The 16,484-nt window shown below is 63.4% G+C and carries 16 protein-coding genes and 1 pseudogene; 6 read left to right on the top strand and 11 right to left on the bottom strand.

What is annotated here, in order from left to right; translation table 11 throughout:
* Nucleotides 1-27: 27 nt before the first annotated feature.
* The 5 genes from ACP15R_RS14965 to ACP15R_RS14945 all read right to left on the bottom strand — a co-directional run bounded on the left by ACP15R_RS14965 (nt 28) and on the right by ACP15R_RS14945 (nt 5,914).
* Nucleotides 28-540 (bottom strand): DUF3035 domain-containing protein, encoded by a 513-nt coding sequence (locus ACP15R_RS14965; protein ID WP_424987246.1) that lies wholly within the window; start codon nt 538-540, stop codon nt 28-30.
* Nucleotides 541-578: 38 nt separating this feature from the next.
* Nucleotides 579-1,079 (bottom strand): signal peptidase II, encoded by a 501-nt coding sequence (gene lspA / locus ACP15R_RS14960; protein ID WP_424987245.1) that lies wholly within the window; start codon nt 1,077-1,079, stop codon nt 579-581.
* A 3-nt stretch (nt 1,080-1,082) separates the two neighbouring features.
* Nucleotides 1,083-2,672 (bottom strand): bifunctional phosphoribosylaminoimidazolecarboxamide formyltransferase/IMP cyclohydrolase, encoded by a 1,590-nt coding sequence (purH, locus tag ACP15R_RS14955; protein WP_424987244.1) that lies wholly within the window; start codon nt 2,670-2,672, stop codon nt 1,083-1,085.
* 136 nt (nt 2,673-2,808) lie between these two features.
* Nucleotides 2,809-4,524 carry a heparinase II/III family protein gene (locus tag ACP15R_RS14950; protein WP_424987243.1) on the bottom strand — a complete coding sequence of 572 codons (1,716 nt, stop codon included), beginning with the start codon at nt 4,522-4,524 and terminating at the stop codon, nt 2,809-2,811.
* A 118-nt stretch (nt 4,525-4,642) separates the two neighbouring features.
* Nucleotides 4,643-5,914 (bottom strand): RsmB/NOP family class I SAM-dependent RNA methyltransferase, encoded by a 1,272-nt coding sequence (locus ACP15R_RS14945; protein ID WP_424987242.1) that lies wholly within the window; start codon nt 5,912-5,914, stop codon nt 4,643-4,645.
* Nucleotides 5,915-5,998: 84 nt separating this feature from the next.
* Between ACP15R_RS14945 and ACP15R_RS14940 the strand changes: the two genes are divergently transcribed.
* On the top strand, nt 5,999-6,181 hold the full coding sequence (locus ACP15R_RS14940; RefSeq protein ID WP_424987241.1) for a DUF1674 domain-containing protein: 183 nt from the start codon (nt 5,999-6,001) through the stop codon (nt 6,179-6,181).
* 90 nt (nt 6,182-6,271) lie between these two features.
* Here ACP15R_RS14940 and ACP15R_RS14935 read toward each other — a convergent pair whose 3' ends face one another.
* Nucleotides 6,272-6,616 (bottom strand): hypothetical protein, encoded by a 345-nt coding sequence (locus ACP15R_RS14935; RefSeq protein WP_424987240.1) that lies wholly within the window; start codon nt 6,614-6,616, stop codon nt 6,272-6,274.
* Nucleotides 6,617-6,726: 110 nt separating this feature from the next.
* On the opposite strand from ACP15R_RS14935, the gene ACP15R_RS14930 reads away from it, so the two are divergent.
* Entirely contained in the window at nt 6,727-7,320 is a 594-nt protein-coding gene (locus ACP15R_RS14930; RefSeq protein WP_424987239.1) for a hypothetical protein, read from the top strand.
* A 459-nt stretch (nt 7,321-7,779) separates the two neighbouring features.
* On the opposite strand, the gene dapB is transcribed toward ACP15R_RS14930, so the two are convergent.
* On the bottom strand, nt 7,780-8,595 hold the full coding sequence (gene dapB, locus ACP15R_RS14925) for a 4-hydroxy-tetrahydrodipicolinate reductase (protein ID WP_424987238.1): 816 nt from the start codon (nt 8,593-8,595) through the stop codon (nt 7,780-7,782).
* A gap of 83 nt (nt 8,596-8,678) precedes the next feature.
* Here dapB and rbfA point away from each other — a divergent pair, with 83 nt between their 5' ends.
* Complete coding sequence (rbfA, locus tag ACP15R_RS14920) at nt 8,679-9,074, top strand: 30S ribosome-binding factor RbfA (RefSeq protein WP_424987237.1); 396 nt, start codon at nt 8,679-8,681, stop codon at nt 9,072-9,074.
* On the top strand, nt 9,071-9,811 hold the full coding sequence (locus ACP15R_RS14915) for a phosphodiester glycosidase family protein (RefSeq protein ID WP_424987236.1): 741 nt from the start codon (nt 9,071-9,073) through the stop codon (nt 9,809-9,811). Before rbfA ends, ACP15R_RS14915 begins: the two co-directional genes overlap by 4 nt.
* 5 nt (nt 9,812-9,816) lie before the next feature.
* Here the strand turns inward: ACP15R_RS14915 and chrA are convergent, their stop codons facing one another.
* A complete protein-coding gene (chrA, locus tag ACP15R_RS14910; RefSeq protein WP_424987235.1) occupies nt 9,817-11,034 on the bottom strand; it encodes a chromate efflux transporter in 1,218 nt (405 codons plus the stop codon).
* 195 nt (nt 11,035-11,229) lie between these two features.
* On the opposite strand from chrA, the gene truB reads away from it, so the two are divergent.
* On the top strand, nt 11,230-12,138 hold the full coding sequence (gene truB, locus ACP15R_RS14905; protein ID WP_424987233.1) for a tRNA pseudouridine(55) synthase TruB: 909 nt from the start codon (nt 11,230-11,232) through the stop codon (nt 12,136-12,138).
* 208 nt (nt 12,139-12,346) lie between these two features.
* Nucleotides 12,347-12,934: a DUF1643 domain-containing protein gene (locus ACP15R_RS14900; protein WP_424987231.1), complete on the top strand. Its 588-nt coding sequence runs from the start codon at nt 12,347-12,349 to the stop codon at nt 12,932-12,934.
* A 458-nt stretch (nt 12,935-13,392) separates the two neighbouring features.
* On the opposite strand, the gene ACP15R_RS14895 is transcribed toward ACP15R_RS14900, so the two are convergent.
* From ACP15R_RS14895 to ACP15R_RS14885, 3 genes and pseudogenes are all read right to left on the bottom strand, one after another.
* Nucleotides 13,393-15,261: an EAL domain-containing protein gene (locus tag ACP15R_RS14895; protein ID WP_424987230.1), complete on the bottom strand. Its 1,869-nt coding sequence runs from the start codon at nt 15,259-15,261 to the stop codon at nt 13,393-13,395.
* 311 nt (nt 15,262-15,572) lie between these two features.
* Nucleotides 15,573-15,674 (bottom strand): annotated as a pseudogene (locus tag ACP15R_RS14890) (IS5/IS1182 family transposase); the annotation flags it as partial.
* Between the two features lie 22 nt (nt 15,675-15,696).
* Nucleotides 15,697-16,484: IS3 family transposase (locus tag ACP15R_RS14885; RefSeq protein ID WP_424987228.1), on the bottom strand; the 788-nt coding region annotated here is incomplete at its 5' end.

The following is a 16,484-nucleotide window of genomic DNA, read 5'->3' as shown; positions in this document are numbered from 1 at the left end:
GCCCCGTCGGGCCGTCCGCGTGCGCGGTTACTCCGGGGCGGGTGCCGTCGGGGTTTCACGCCCGGTGCGGCGGAAGGATTCATTGACCGGGAAAGGATCGATTGCCTCGCGGCGATAGGCCTGGCTGTAGCGGTCCACCGGGAACAGCTTGAACCCGCTCCAGCGGGCCTGCCGCTTGCGGAACTCCGCGTCCTGCTCGGCCAGTTCCTCGCGGGTGTTGGGTGCCACGCCATACCGGCTGGCACTGGCCACCAGCGCGCCGTCCGAGGCCGGAATGCCACCATCCGGATCCAGTGCCGAGGGCCGTCCGCCAAGTGCCTCGACCGCGTCCGCTTCGGGGTTCCGGTCCACAAGGTTGCCGCCGCCGGGCGTGGGGGCGGGCAGGACATCATAATCCTGCGGCGCGGTCAGGGGTTTGACCGGGACCACCATGAATTCATCCGGGCCATCCGAATTGCTCCGAATGTCGTGAAGCGGCTTGTTGCTGCATCCCAGCACGCCGACACTCAATCCCAATACTAAAACCTGCGCCAGCCGCACCGGTTATCTCCTGCCTGTTTCACTGGTGTCTACCCCATTCATCTCTTGGGGTCACGCAATGATTTCCCCTGCCCGCGCCCCTCGAACATGACCAACCCCACGGCCCCGACAAAGATAAAGACATCCGCGAGGTTGAAGACAAAGGGGTTGTTGATGCCACAGCAGGACATGTTCAGAAAATCAAGCACATACCCATAGGCCAGCCGGTCGAACACATTGCCAAGCGCGCCGCCGATCAACAGCCCGGCAAAGACCTGCATGAGCAAGCTGCGCGCGTGATTGCGCCGCACCCACAGCCAGACCGCCGCCATCACCGCCACCGAGAACACGATCAGGATCCATCGCGCCAGGTCGGACTCGCCCTCGAACAGGCCGAAATTGATGCCGGTGTTCTCGCCATAGCGAAAATTCAGCAGCGGCGGAAATACGTCGATCGCCAGCCGCCGCGCCAGCTCCATGCCATGCACGACGGCGTATTTGCTGACCTGGTCGGCCGCAAAGGCCAGCAGCGCGGCCCCGATCAACAGGCGCTGTGTCATGGGTCAGTGCCGGAAATGGCGCATGCCGGTAAAGACCATCGCAAGCCCGGCCTCGTCCGCCGCCGCGATCACCTCGTCATCACGCATCGAGCCGCCCGGCTGGATCAGGGCCGTGGCCCCAGCCTCGGCGGCGGTGATCAACCCGTCGGCAAAGGGGAAAAACGCGTCCGAGGCAACCACCGACCCCTGGGTCAGCGGCGCATCGATCCCCAGCACATCGGCCATGTCCTGCGCCTTGCGCGCGGCGATGCGGGTGCTGTCCACGCGGCTCATCTGGCCGGCACCGACGCCCACGGTGGCCCCGTCCTTGACATAGATGATGGCGTTTGACTTGACGTGCTTGGCCACGATCCACGCGAACATCAGGTCGTTCAGCTCCTGCTCGCTCGGGGCGCGCCGGGTCACCACCTTCAGATCGTCGCGGGTGATATGGCCGGTGTCCTTGTCCTGCACCAGCAGCCCGCCGGACACCTGTTTATAGGCCAGCGCGGCGGCGCGCGGATCGGCCAGGCCACCGGTGGTCAAAAGGCGCAGGTTCTTTTTCGCGGCAAAGACCTCTTTGGCGGCATCATCCGCGTCGGGCGCAATGACAACCTCGGTGAAGATATTGGTGATCTCTTCGGCGGTTGCCGCATCCAGCGTCTGGTTCAGGGCAATGATACCGCCAAACGCGCTGGTCCGGTCGCAGTCAAAGGCGCGCTGATAGGCCTGTTTCAGGGTCTCGCCCCGCGCCACGCCACAAGGGTTGGCATGTTTGATGATGGCGCAGGCCGGGCCGGTTTCCGGCGCGAATTCGCTGACCAGTTCAAACGCCGCATCGGTGTCGTTGATGTTGTTATAGGACAATTCCTTGCCCTGATGCTGGGCGGCGCTGGCAACGCCGGGCCGGTTGCTGCCGTCGGTATAGAATGCCGCCTTCTGATGCGGGTTCTCGCCATAGCGCAGGGTTTGCGCCAGTTCGCCCTTGATCACGCGGCGGCGCGGAGTTTCGACCCCGACGGCCCCGGCCATCCAGCTGCTGACGGCGGCGTCATAGGCGCCGGTGCGGGCATAGGCGGTCTGAGCCAGCCTTCGGCGAAACTCATCGCTTGCCGCGCCGCCATTGGCATCCATATCCGCCAGAAGCGCGTCGTAATCCTCGGTATCGACCACCACCGAGACGAATTTGTGGTTCTTGGCCGCCGCCCGGATCATCGCGGGTCCACCGATGTCGATATTCTCGATACAGGTGTCATAATCGGCCCCCGCCGCAACGGTGGCTTCGAACGGGTAGAGGTTCACCACCAGCAGGTCGATCGGATTGATCACGTGCTCTTCCATCGCGGCCACATGTGCCGGGTTGTCCCGCAGGGCCAGCAGGCCGCCATGCACCATCGGGTGCAGCGTCTTGACCCGCCCGTCCATCATCTCGGGAAAGCCCGTCACCTCGGATACGTCGAGCACGTCGAGCCCGGCATCGCGCAGCGTCTGGGCGGTGCCCCCGGTGCTCAGCAGTTCGACTCCGCGCTCAACCAGCGCCTTGCCCAGATCGACAAGCCCGGATTTGTCGGACACAGAGAGCAAGGCGCGGCGGATTGGTCGAAGGTCGGTCATGTCAGGTCCTGAATATGATGACTGTTAGGCGCGGCATAATCCAATTTCCGGCGGGATAGAACCGTGGAAATTGGACACCGGGGCGTTTCTGCCGCCAAGCCGCGCCAGCGGGGCGGAAACCGGCACCAAATAACGCTCAGATGCCGCCTTCGGATGCATCTCGGTGCAGATCGCGTATCGCGATGGCCGTGTCCCGCGCCTTGGACAATGTCCAGCGGATTCGGGTGTCCGGCCGGGTCACATGGCCCGACAACAGGATCTGGCGTGTTTCCACGGGGCGCAATTGTGTGCTGTCGAAATAGACACCCGGTTGCAGCGACAGGTGCAGCGCATCGCCGGAGTGGAATTCCCAGGTTTCGCCGCTGCGCAAGGTCAGCAGCACGACCGAGGCAGCCGCATCAAGCCGCGCCCCGACCTCCGGGTGCAAATGCAGGCGGATGTCGAACCCGATGCCCGGTGCCGGGGCCATGCGCAATGCGGTGTCAAACTGCTCGCGGTGCCCCGGCGCGATCGCCAGCAGCCGGTCTTCGCCAGTCAGCTGTCGCCCGTCGAAACTCAGATCCAGACGCCGCGCATGGGTCAGGCCGAACTGCGCCACATAGCCGTCATGGCCACCCTGAAACAGGAAACCATCCGGACGTTCCGCCATCTCGACGGGCACGTGGCGCGGCCCTTCGATCAAAGCGTCCTGCCCGGTTTCGCCCGCCCCGGTGGCCAGCCGGGCACTGGAATACCCGCTCAGGCCAAGGGTCGAATGCGAGGGCGTCGCCCGCCCCGCGCGCCGCCACGGATCGCCAAAGGCAAGGCCAGAGCCACCGTTCACGATCACCGGCCGCCGTCCCGAAGTCAGTTCAAAGGCCAGCGTCGATGCATGTGCCGTGATCGCCGCCGCGCCGGACGGTGGCGGCGCGGCATCGACAATCACGCTGGTGCGGCCCGCGGACAGCCGCGCATAGCCAATCGCCCGCCCGCCAAGGGGGGCCGGCTTAACCCCGCTGGCCGCCAGCGCATGATCCAGCCGCCCGTCCAGCCCGCGCCCGCCGCCGTGAAACCGGGCAAGCGATCCGTCCACGTGACGCAGCGTGCGCAGGGTCGGCGCGATGCGTTCAATCGCATCCCGATGCCCCGCAGGCAGCGCGCGCCCGGCGTCGCGCATCGCGGTGGCGGCCCAGATCAACAGGGTGAACACTTCCAGCACCGCCTCGGGATTGCGGCTGGGCAAGCCACCGTCCGGGCCGATCCCCGCCGCGCAATCCCGCGCCAATAGCGGAATCGCCGGTTCGGCCAGCATCTCACCCCCTTCAAGCGACAGGGCGGCAACGATCAACCCTGCAAGCGTCTCGTACCGTGGCACACCGGGCGCCGCGCCATGCGCGCGCCTGGACAGGAACCAGCATTGCCGCCACAGGGCGCGCAGGAACAGATCGCGTTCATGATCGCCCTGACCGTGCAACAGGAATGCCGCGTGGTTGACCCATCGAAGCACCCGCCGACCGGTGAGCAGCGGGGTCCAGCCCGGCCCGCGCCCGTCATCGAACCGGCCGATCCAACTCCACAGCCATTGCTGCGCCAGCGACCGGGCCCGCGCATCTCCCACCGCCGCGAGGTCGTCAAGCCAGCCAAATCCCTGCCGCGCGGCGTCAAACTCGGCACCCGGCGCGGGCACATCCCAGATATCGCCGTCGCGGATTTTGACAAGCTGCCCCGCCAACAGGCACTGGCCCGCGAGGATATGCCGCCCGCGCGCGATCGACCCGAATCCCCGGGGCTCGGGCTCGGCTGCAAATCCGCGCAATTGCCCGTGACGACGCGCCAGCCGTGCAAAGAGCCGGTTCAGGACCCGGTCTGCCAATCTGTGCGCGCCTGCCATGCTGCTTCGCCCCGATCGCCCCGCGATGTGTTTACGGGTTGCGCCCCGATCTCGTCACCGTAGTCGCAACCGGCGGCGGGCGTTTGTCAACAGGGCGCGTTCAGGCGTCGCCGTCTTTTCGCAGGAGCGCCATATAGAACCCATCCATGCCGCCCCGTTCGGGCCAGAAATCCGGTCGCAGGCGCAGGCCACCCTCCTGGGTGATCCAGTCCGGATCGATCCCCGCACGCGCGAGGGCGGCACGGTCGGTCTGCATGTCCTCGTACATGTCCAGCGCCTCTTCCACCTGCACCTCGCCTTCGTCAGGCAACAGGCTACAGGTACAGAACACCATCCGCCCGCCGGGGCGCAGCAGGGTCCAGGCATGGGCGAGCATCTGCGCCTGCAACTCGATCAACGCGCCAAACTCGGCCCCGTCCTTGGCATGGGGCAGATCCGGGTGGCGGCGGATGGTCCCGGTCGCCGAACAGGGCGCATCCAGCAGGATCGCGTCATACTGACCTTCAAGTTCCAGCGCGTCGCACACCCGCGTCTGCGCCTGCAATCCCGTGCGCGCAAGGTTCTCTTGCAGGCGTTTCATCCGTTGCGCCGAACTGTCCACCGCAACCACATCCGCCCCGGCGGCGGCGAGTTGCAAGGTCTTGCCGCCCGGAGCCGCGCAGAGGTCAAGCACGCGTTCGCCCGGACGCACCCCGAGCAGTGTCGCGGGCAACGCGGCGGCGGCATCCTGAACCCACCAATCGCCCGCATCATAGCCCGGCAACGCCGTGACCTGCCCCGGTGCCATCAGCCGAAGCGACCCGGTGGGCAACGCCTCGCCCCCGAGGGCCGACAGGTCGGCACCCGGCTTGCCGGTGATGTCGAGCGGTGCGCCCGCGAAATGCGCGGCCTCCATCATCGTGACCGATTGTGCGCCCCATGCCGCCGCCAGCGGTGCGCGCAGCCACTTGGGCAATCGCGGCACCCGCAGCTTGGCCCAGCCGTCCGGCCCGTCTGCGGCGATCTTGCGCAAAACCGCATTGACCATGCCCTTGAGCTGCCCATGCCGTTTATGCGTGCCGACGATCTGCACCATCGCGTTCACCACCCCATGCGCGGCCTCGCCCCGGCACAATTCGACCGTTCCCAGACGCAGGGCATTGCGCACGGTCAAGGGTGGGGTCTTGCGCAGATGCCGTTGCAACAAGCGGTCGGCGCGTTCCAGCCCCCGCAGCGTTTCAAGCGCAAGGCGTTGCGCCCGCGCGCGCTCTTCGGGGGGCAGACGATCCAGCGCCCCTGCCGACAGGCATTCGGCCATCAAACGACCTTCGCCAAGCACCTGATCGAGCAAATACACTGCGCTGCGCCTTGCGCCCAGGGGGGTATCGGCCATCCGTCCATCTCCGCAAATCCACCGCGTCCCTTGTCAGACACGGACCCGGGCGTATATCACGCATCAGGCATAAAGGAACCCGCGATGACCGAGACCCCGACCCCCGATCTGCCGCCCGCCGCACAGCGCGCCCTTGCCGAGGCCGAAGAACGCCGCAAGCGCGCCGCCAGTGAAGCCCCCCTGCCCAAAGAGCTTGGCGGTCGCGACGGGCCGGAACCCGTTCGCTATGGTGATTGGGAAAAAAAGGGCCTAGCCGTCGATTTCTGATGCGGTTTGACGCATCCGCCCCGTGAAAGCAGCCACGCGAAAGCCGCCCTTTGAAACCGGGCGGTGCGATGACGGCGCCTGCCCCGGCGGTTATTGCAGTTCGACGTCGACAACCGGTGCGGTGGCCGTAGTCGTGGTGCCCGATCCGCCATCGCCCACAAGCGCGCCGACCAGAACAACAGTCACCACCAGCGCCGCAGCGGCTTCGGGTGTCAACGCCCCCGCCAGCGCAGCCGGCACCTGTCCCGCGGCCTGCGCTTCGCAGGTCACTTCGATTGAGCCATCAGGCAGCGTCACGGCCCCCAGCACAACGCCGGTTCCACATGCCAGACGCGCCTGTGCCTGGGTCAACGGAGCGGTCGTCTGGGCCAGTCCCTGCCCGGCGAGTCCGGCGGCAAATGCACCGGCGATCATGATGCTAGAAAATTTGGCCATGCCCTCACACTCGAATCCTGTTAGAATAAGGTTAACGATAGCGCGACGCGACGCAACGGGCAACGCAGGGCGCGAAAAACAACCTATTTATCCGCAGGAGACCATTTCAAATGACCGCATTTCGGAAACTGGGAATTGCCGCAACCCTTGCCGCCGCAACCGGAACCGGGCTCCCGGTGTTTGCACAGGCGATTCCGCCGCTGGTCTATACGGTCATCCTGCCCGCGAACGGGTTCGGATCGACCAACTACACCGATGTGGTCACCGGCAGCATCGCCTCGGCCCAGCAATTCTGTGCCGAGCTCGACAATGACTCCTACAAGGTCGACTGTCTTGCCGAACGCCTTGGCGAAATCGCCGACGACATCCCGCAGGGCACCGATTATGACGAGGTGCGCAGCATCCTGCGGGACACGTCGGATCAGCTGGAAAACCTTGCCCGCCAGAACCGCGACCCATCGCAGGTGCGCGGACGCGCGACACGGCCGGCCACCGACACCACGCCCGAGATTCGCACTTCGCGCCCGCTGACCCCGGTTGCCCCGCAGGCGCAGGCTCAGGTCAACCAGCAGGCAAGCGCCATCCTCAGCAATACCGAAACCCTGCTGCTGCGCAGCGCGTCGGGTTCCGAGAGCAAGACCCAGCAATACAGCCGTATCGCCGAAGCCATCGGATCGAGCAAGGTTCTGTTGCGTTCGGCCTGACCCCCGGTCCGGACCCGGCCAGACATGACGCCCCGCAACCCCTGGTTGCGACAATCAAGCCCGCGATGACGCGATGTGCCCGGTGGGAAACCCGGCGGGTCGCGCACGGTGCAGTACCACAATATGGGGTCACGAACCGGGCACCCGCGCGGTGGTGTCAAAATCTGGCCCCGCGGGGTGTAACTCGCGGGTCTGTCGGTCTTGCTGTCGCAGGTTTCATCACGACGGTTCGGCCGGTGGGCGCGCGCGCTTTGCATCGGGCCCCATCCCGCCGCCAAACGCGACACCGGCCCGGCGACAGCCAAGAGATGCCGTAGGTGCGGCGAGACTCGTCAGCCCCGGCAGGAGATCGCCGGCACGCCACGCGTGGTCCGGAAAATGACAGGCAAAAGCCCCACATGCCGGCGCGAACGGATGCTCAGAATCACACCGCGAAACCGATGCGCGGAAAATCGCCGATCAATCGTTCAGGCCAAGCACATCCAGCATGTCATAGGCCCCCGGTGCCTTGCCCTGCCCCCACAGCGCGGCACGCAAGGCACCGCGCGCGAACACCGCCCGGTCGGTGGCCACATGGCGCAGCGTGATCCGCTCGCCCTCAGCGGCAAACAGCACGTCATGTTCGCCGACAATGTCGCCGCCGCGAATCGCGGTAAACCCGATTGCCCCGCGTTCACGCGCGCCGGTGATACCGTCCCGGCCACGATCCGCGACCTCGGCCAGGGCCACGCCCCGCCCCTCGGCCGCCGCTTCGCCCAGCATCAGCGCGGTGCCGGATGGCGCGTCCACCTTGTGGCGATGATGCGACTCGATGATCTCGATATCGAAATCCGCATCCAGCGCCGCGGCCACCTTTCGCGTCAACTGTGTCAACAGGTTGACCCCAAGGCTCATGTTGCCGGCGCGCACGATCACCGCATGGCGCGACGCCGGGGTCAGCGCCGCGATCTGCGCTTCGGTCATCCCGGTGGTTCCGATCACATGCACCAGCCGCGCCTGGGCGGCCAGGGCGGCAAAGTCGAGCGTTGCCTGGGGCGCGGTAAAGTCGATCACCGCCTGCGCCTGGGCAAAGGCTTCGAGCGGATCATCGGTGACGGTGACACCAAGCGCCGCGCCACCCATTGCCGTTCCGATATCCTGCCCCACCCAGTCGTGGCCCGCGCGTTCCACGGCCCCGACAAGCTGTGCCTTGCCGCTTTCGGTAATGATCCGCACCAGCATCTGCCCCATGCGGCCCGATGCGCCCGTTACAACAATACCCGGCTTATGTGTCATTGCGCGTCACTCCATTGCGTCAGGTGCTGTTATCCGGTTGCGGCCCGCTTGGCAAAGCCTCTGCGACCGCTTAGATCAGGATCATGGCTAAGAACAAATTCCACGATGGCCCCGGCCCCTCCCAGCGGCAACTTCGCGTTGGCGAACTGATCCGGCGCACCCTGTCCGAAGTGCTGGCCCGAGGCGATGTCCACGATCCCGACCTCAACCGCATGTCGATCACCGTGGGCGAGGTCCGCACGTCGCCCGACCTGCGGGTGGCGACCGCCTATGTGCTGCCGCTTGGCGGACAGGGCCAGGACGAGGTTCTGAAACTGCTGGCCCGCAACAAGGGCGAGCTGCGGCGCGCGGTGTCCAAGAAGCTGGCGCTCAAATTCGCTCCTGACCTGCGCTTCCAGCTGGACGATACGTTCGACCGGATGGACGATACCCGCCGGATGCTGAACCAGGACGCGGTGCGCCGCGATATCGACGGGTGAAACGGGCCGCCGCCTTCCTGCTGGCGCTGTTGCTGGCCCCGGCGGCTGCGGCGGCGCAGGAATGCCGCGATCTCGACCATGCCGGCAACGGTTACACGGTTTGCGACATCGACATGACCCGGGCCGATCTGCGCCTGTTCCTCCATGATGAAACCGGCGGGTTGTACGGGCATTTCTCAAGCGTCAACGCCGCTCTTGCCAAATCCGGCAAGCGGCTCGCCTTCGCGATGAATGCCGGCATGTATCACGATGATCGCGCGCCGGTGGGTCATTACCTCGAGAACGGCACCGAGGCGATGCGCGTCGTCACCAATGCCGGGCCGGGAAATTTCGGCCTGTTGCCGAACGGCGTGTTTTGCATTCGCGATGACCGGGCGGACGTGTTCGAAACGCTGGCCTTTGTCGAGGCGCAACCGGCCTGCACATATGCCACGCAATCCGGCCCGATGCTGGTCATCGACGGGGACCTGCATCCGCGTTTCCTGGTCGACAGCACGTCGCGCTATATCCGCAACGGTGTCGGAACCAGCGCCGATGGCAGCCGCGCGGTGCTTGTCATCTCGCGCAACGCGGTGACGTTTCACGAATTCGGCAGCCTGTTCCGCGATGCGCTGGCCCTGCCCAACGCGCTGTATTTCGACGGCAATATCTCGCGGCTCTATGCCCCCTCCATCAGCCGCAATGACCTGGGCTTTCGGCTTGGGCCGATTGTCGGGCTGGTCGAGGATGCCGAATAGCGCGGTCAGAGCAGTCCGAACAGGATGCCGCCGGCCCCCATGAGCACCACGATGATCCAGGGGGCGACCTTCCAGACGGTCAGCAACAGGAACCCCGCCAGCGCCAGCGCAAAGTCGCGCGGCGCGAGGATAGCGCTGGTCCAGACCGGATCATAAAGCGCCGCGCCAAGGATGCCCACCACCGCCGCATTGGCCCCGCGCATGGCCGACTGTGCCGCCGGGCGCGCGCGAAACAGGTTCCAGAACGGCAAGGCTCCGATCAGCAACAGGACCCCCGGCAGGAAGATCGCCACCAGAGCGATGCCCGCCCCGACGATCCCGTTTGGCGGCATTCCCGTCACCGCGCCCAGATAGGCGGCAAAGGTGAAGAGCGGCCCGGGAACCGCCTGCGCCGCGCCGTACCCCGCCAGAAACGCATCGTTGGTGACGCCACCGCCGGTCACGACCTCGGCCTGCAACAGCGGCAACACCACGTGCCCGCCGCCAAACACCAGCGACCCGGCGCGATAGAATCCGTCGAACAGCGCAAGGCCCGGCGCGCCCGACGCCACGAGCGGCAACAGGATCAGGAGCGCAAGAAAAACGGCCAGCGCGACAATCCCGGCGCGCTTTGAAACGGCAAAGGCCAGATGCCCCTGTACCGGTGCCTGTGCCTCGCGGCACAGCGCCAGCCCCGCGATGCCGCCGGTAACGATGGCGGCTATCTGCCCCGGCGAGCCGCCCACGAACACCACCAGCATCACTGCCGCCAGTGCGATCCCGGCCCGTGTCGCATCGGGCGTGAGGCTGCGTGCCATGCCCCAGACAGCCTGCGCCACGACGGCAACGGCAACCACCTTGAGACCATGGATCAGCCCGGCACCGACCGGCCCGTCAAACACCGCCGCCCCAAGCGCGAACAGCACCAGCAGCAGCGCAGAGGGCAGTGTGAACGCCGCCCAGGCCGCCAGCGCCCCCAACGGCCCGCCCCGCAACAGGCCAAGGGCAAAGCCAACCTGGCTGCTGGCGGGACCGGGCAGAAACTGGCACAGGGCCACGAGATCGGCATATCCGGCCTCATCGATCCACCTGCGGCGGGCGACCAGCTCGTCGCGGAAATACCCGAGATGCGCGATCGGCCCGCCGAACGAGGTCAGGCCCAGCTTGAGAAACACCAGGAAAACCTCGCCCGCCGATCCCCGGGGAGAGATTTTCCCGGCCATGGTTGCTGTCTCTTGGGTCATCGGCGCGCTCGCATCGATCCGGGTCCTTTCGGTGTCTCTGGCTTTGGGTCTAGATTTGCCCGACCCCCGACGCAACCGGACGGATGGCAAATTTCACGCAGTGGACCACGGCCGCCCCGGGCCAGAACCAGTCAGGGTTTGACAGCCCTGCCCGTCTCGGCTAGGCCGCCGCATCCTGAAACACGCAGAGGCACCATGGGACGCAAACGCAAAGGCCGCGACATATCGGGCTGGTTGATCATCGACAAGCCCGCCGGGCCGACCTCCACCGCTATCGTGAACAAGGTCCGTTGGGCGATGAATGCGCAAAAGGCCGGACATGCGGGTACCCTTGATCCGGCGGCGACCGGTGTGCTCGCCATCGCACTTGGCGAGGCGACCAAAACCGTGCCCTACATCACCGACGCGCTCAAGGCGTATACCTTTACCGTGCGGCTGGGACAGGCCACCAATACCGACGACGCCGAGGGCGAAGTCATCGCCCAGAGCGACCAGCGGCCCAGTGACGACGAGATCAAGGACGCGCTGAACGGCTTTGTCGGCGATATCCAGCAGGTGCCGCCGCAGTTCTCGGCCGTCAAGATCGACGGGGAACGTGCCTATAAACGTGCCCGCGATGGCGAAGACATAGAGCTTGCCGCCCGCCCGCTCTGGGTCGAGGAACTGATCCTGATCGACCGCCCCGATGCCGACCACGTCACGCTGGAAATGACCTGCGGCAAGGGCGGCTATGTGCGCAGCATCGCCCGCGATCTGGGCAAGGCGCTCGGTTGCCTCGGGCATGTCGTATCGCTGCGGCGAATCTGGTCGGGACCGTTCAGCGCCGATGACGGGTTGACGCTTGATCAGATCGAGGACCTGGCCCGCACGCCGGATCTCGACGCCTATCTGCAACCTCTCGAAACCGGCCTTTCGGAACTGCCCGAACTGCGCTGTACGCCCGAGGGTGCCACGCGGCTGCGCAACGGCAATCCCGGCATGGTGATTGCATCGGATGTTGAATACGGCGACGATGCATGGGCCTCGCAGGACGGCAAGGCGGTCGCGGTCGGGATCTACAAGTCCGGCGAGTTGCACCCGGCGCGGGTATTCAATCAGAGCTGACAGCCGCACGAGATCAGGAACCGGTCCGATTGCGACCGGGCGCATTCCCTACGCTGTCGCGTATCGTGTTGGGCCTGAACCATCAGTCGGCGTCACGTGATGCAGGTTCGCCGCGAAACGCGTTGTTTCATGTTTCCTTGCGTAGAAAACATGCGGATAAAGGGAAAAACCGGGTGCGATAGACCGAATTCCCGCGTTGGAGATGCAAATGACGAACATGACGACGGAACAGACCGGCGACGAGGCGCACTTGCGCCATGACCCCGGCGGCAAAGTTCGAATTCGGCTGCCCGATGGTGTGATCGGTGGCGCGACCTATTCCCCATGCGGCCGGTACCGCCAAATCCTGACCCGCGATTGGACGCCCGAGGGCAGCGAGCCGCGAACCATCATGTTCGTCGGTCAAAACCCCTCCGTCGCCACCGCCGACGTCTCCGACCCGACCTGTGACAGGGAGGTTGGGTTCGCCAAACGGTGGGGCTTCACGCGTTATGTCAAGACCAACATGCTGGACTGGCGCGCCACCGAACCCAGGAATGTTCCGCAAGATCCCGCGCTGGCATGCAGCCAGGAAAATCTTGTGGCAATTCTTCGGGAAGTGCAGGACGCCGAGGAAGTTCTGCTGGCTTACGGCAAGCTGCACAAACGCTTTGCGCCAATTGTCGATGCAACCCTGCGCGCGCTCAGAATGACCGGCAAACCGCTCTCCTGCCTGAAACTGAACAAGGATGGCTCGGCTGGCCACCCGCTGTATATCAGCAGTGCGACCGAGCGTTTTCCATTTCCAGAAACCTGACTCCCGCAGCTCCCGGTGCAGCATCGCCAAGTTGATCACAGGGTGCTATTCGGACAGCGCGGTATCATGACCAAACCGAGCTCTGTTTCGCGGCGGAACGGCCTCCGGGCTCCTCGCGCAATCATCGCCATGCGATGTCGGCCTATCGTCGGTTTTCTCTCGGCAAGGCGAATATCAAAGACCTCCCGACAGCGCATGGCATCATCGTCATCCGCGAATAGGTTCGTCTCTGAATAAACTCGGTTCGCGGCTTGTATCCGACGCCACCGGCCCCGGCAGTACGACCAAATCAATGCGATTTTTCGTCTCTGGCGCTATCGCTTTTGCATTCTCTCCTGCTGCCATGCCAGATCCGATGCGTTCAGATCTTGGGACGGGCATGCCGCCGAACGATCGGCCTGATTGCACAGTCTCACGCGTATTCCGACCTGCGTCAGATAACCCGGCAATGCCCTCCATCAACACGCTTGACCGATACCACGGTCCTTGATGGGATCATTTTCCAACGAACGACCCGTCCACAAATTCCCCCCTGTTTCAATGAGCCTCTTGCGCAGATTGTCTTCGCTCATCGGTTTGCCAAAGTAATACCCTTGCAGATAATCGCAGCCCATATCGCTCACAAGCTGTGCGTGCTCTTCGGATTCCACGCCTTCGGCGACCACCCGCATGCCAAGGCCCTTGCCAATCTCGATGATGGACGCAACCAGCGGCCTCGTCGACGCCTCCTGAACAACAGGTTGGATAAAGTGGCGGTCGATCTTCAGGATATCGGGTCTGATCTCCAGCAGGCCTCGTATCGAAGCGTGTCCTGTTCCAAAGTCGTCCAGCGCAATCGTCACGCCCAGCTCATCAAGTTCGTCAATGGTCCAGCGAAACACCTCACCCATCTGCTCCAGATAGACCGACTCGAGAATCTCGACCGTCAGCCTCCGCGGATCGATGCCCGAGCTCTTGATGTCATGAATAAAGGTCGGGTCCGCCAGACGGGCAGCCGAGACATTCACCGCAACGCGGGGCAGATTGGCACCGGCCTGGTCAAGACGTGACATCGCCCCGTGCAGGCAGGCAAAGATGATTTGGTCGACCCTGTTCAGGATGCCCATGTTTGCGGCGGTATCGAGGAATGCAATCGGTGGCAGAATGCCCTTGGTTGGATGTGCCCACCTCACCAGCATCTCGGCGCCAATGATGTTTCCGGATTTGGCATCGATCAGGGGCTGAAAATAGGGCAGGAACTCGCGTCTTTCGCAGGCAAGCAAGAGGTCCGACGCCAATTGCTTGACCGCAATGGAATTGGCGTGCATCTCTTCGGTAAAGAAAGACCAGCGCCCCTTACCCTGCGATTTCGCGTGATAGAGAGCCTCGTCGGAATCCGCGACGATCTGTTCCGGGTCCTCCATGCCGGCCTTGGCGATTGCCACCCCGACACTTGCGCTGCAGGATGTCGACTTGCCATCACATGTGAAAGTTTCCCGCGTTCGGCGAACGATCTCGTCTGCCAGGCTGCTGATGTTGAGAGCGCTCTTGCCCAGAGGTTTTAGAATGACAAATTCGTCTCCACCGAGACGCGCAACCAGATCGGTCTTGCAAGTCATCTCGCGCAGCATGTTGGCGACCGAGACCAACAACCGGTCCCCCGCTTCATGACCAAGCGTGTCGTTCACGAACTTGAAACGGTCCAGGTCGATATAGAGAACGGCAAATTCTGTCCCGCGGGTCTTGAGATTTTCAATCCAGGTCTTGACTTCAACCTCAAAATGCCGCCGGTTTGAAAGGCCCGTCAGCGCATCTTCATTGGCGTCCTTGGCCACCGACTTGGCGAGTTGGTGCAGACGTGTGTTTTCTTTCTCTAGCCGCTGAACCTTGTCGAAAACTCTGGCATAGCTTTCCTGGTCGGAAGTCGTAGGTTCCTCCACCTCCGGCTTGTCGGACTTGGCCTGCTCGTTCTCCTCTTCGATGATCGAGCACAGCCACCAGTGATCGCCCGTTTCGGTATCGGACAGATGTATCCAGCTCATCCGTTGCCAATAGACTTCGCCGTTCTTGCGGTTATTGAGCGCCTTTGTCGAAAAATTCTCCCAGTTCATCAGTTTTTCGATGATATACAGGTGTATATCCTGCCCCAGGTCAGGACCTATCAGAATGGTCCCGCGTTGACCAATAACCTCGGAAACTGCGTAACCGGTAATCTTGGTGAACGCCTTGTTGCACCACTGAAACTCCATGATCGCCCCGTCCTCATTCGAGGCCAGGGCAAGCGCGAGCCCTTCGGTGCACTTATCGTTGATTTGATCGTATATCTGGGCAGGTATCACGAGCATCATCTACATAGGTTCATTCCCTTATGGCACTCAAACAATTGGGAATGTGTAAACAAGGTATATGAAGAGGTTCTGGAAGTTTTCGTGCCACGCGGAGATGTCGTCTCCAAGAAACGCTCGAACAGCATTTGATCCACCGGCATCGATATCGCCAAAGAGCTTCCGCTCAATCTCATCGTTCACCTGTATGCCAAAAAACGTGCTGTAGAGATCGGTTTGGAAAAAACACCGGGAAGGGTAGCTCTCGAAGAGGTTGCGATGGCCTTGTTGCATAAATCAGGTTCTGAGCGGAGTTCCCCTTTCCCCGGACGGACTTATCCTACGGCCACTGTGACGGGTATGCCAAGCGCGGTGTAGCTGTTGAGTACGGCGATACAAACCTGCAGCTCCGCGACCTGGCGGTCGAAATCTCGACCCTCCTGAGGTGCCCCTAGTTTCCTAGACACCTGCCTTTCCCAGTTTGAGCTGTCTTTTTTCAAAGTCAACGGGTGACAGCATTCCGTTATTCGTATGCTTTCGCTTTGGGTTGTAGAACAGCTCGATGTATTCAAAGACATCTCGCCGGGCTTCCTCGCGTGTCCGGTATTTCCGCCGTCTGACCTTTTCCCGCTTCAGGAGCTGAAAGAAGCTCTCGGCAACAGCGTTGTCATGGCAATTGCCGCGACGGCTCATGGAATGTTCCAGATTGTGTTCTCGCAGGAAGGCAGCCCATTCACGGCTGGTGAATTGGACGCCTTGATCTGAGTGGATCAACAGGCCCGATCCGGGCTTTCTCCTCCAGATCGCCATGAGCAAAGCCTGCACCGCCAGTTCTGAGGTCTGGCGAGACTGGATGGCCCAACCCACGACACGCCTTGAGAACAGATCAATGACGACACAGAGATACGCAAATCCTTCGTGCGTGCGCAGGTAAGTGATGTCTGTCACCCAAGCCCTGTCTGGCGCAACGACCGTGAACTGACGATCCAGCGTGTTGTCGACCACGACGGATGGCTTACTGCCGTACACTCCAGGCTTCTTCTTGTAGCCGATCTGCGCCTGAATACCTGCAAGGCGCGCCAGACGGGCAACCCGGTTCTCGGACACGGCCTCGCCCATGTCGATCAGGTCGTCATAGATTTTGCGGTAGCCATAAATCTTGCCGCTCTCGTTCCAGGCGTCTTTGACCAGCTTGGTTTGACGTTTATCCTCCAACGCGCGCTGGCTTAACCGTTCTTTAACCCATG

It is taken from the genome of Microbulbifer sp. S227A, from assembly GCF_049800935.1.
The sequence above is the reverse complement of the archived record's forward strand: the minus strand, read 5'-3'. Positions and strand labels throughout refer to the sequence as shown.

Coding starts and splice junctions, on each gene's coding strand:
- lspA (WP_424987245.1), bottom strand. CDS start 1,079: ATGACACAGCGCCTGTTGATCGGGGCCGCGCTGCTGGCCTTTGCGGCC.
- purH (WP_424987244.1), bottom strand. CDS start 2,672: ATGACCGACCTTCGACCAATCCGCCGCGCCTTGCTCTCTGTGTCCGAC.
- ACP15R_RS14945 (WP_424987242.1), bottom strand. CDS start 5,914: ATGGCCGATACCCCCCTGGGCGCAAGGCGCAGCGCAGTGTATTTGCTC.
- ACP15R_RS14940 (WP_424987241.1), top strand. CDS start 5,999: ATGACCGAGACCCCGACCCCCGATCTGCCGCCCGCCGCACAGCGCGCC.
- ACP15R_RS14935 (WP_424987240.1), bottom strand. CDS start 6,616: ATGGCCAAATTTTCTAGCATCATGATCGCCGGTGCATTTGCCGCCGGA.
- ACP15R_RS14930 (WP_424987239.1), top strand. CDS start 6,727: ATGACCGCATTTCGGAAACTGGGAATTGCCGCAACCCTTGCCGCCGCA.
- dapB (WP_424987238.1), bottom strand. CDS start 8,595: ATGACACATAAGCCGGGTATTGTTGTAACGGGCGCATCGGGCCGCATG.
- rbfA (WP_424987237.1), top strand. CDS start 8,679: ATGGCTAAGAACAAATTCCACGATGGCCCCGGCCCCTCCCAGCGGCAA.
- chrA (WP_424987235.1), bottom strand. CDS start 11,034: ATGACCCAAGAGACAGCAACCATGGCCGGGAAAATCTCTCCCCGGGGA.
- truB (WP_424987233.1), top strand. CDS start 11,230: ATGGGACGCAAACGCAAAGGCCGCGACATATCGGGCTGGTTGATCATC.
- ACP15R_RS14900 (WP_424987231.1), top strand. CDS start 12,347: ATGACGAACATGACGACGGAACAGACCGGCGACGAGGCGCACTTGCGC.
- ACP15R_RS14895 (WP_424987230.1), bottom strand. CDS start 15,261: ATGATGCTCGTGATACCTGCCCAGATATACGATCAAATCAACGATAAG.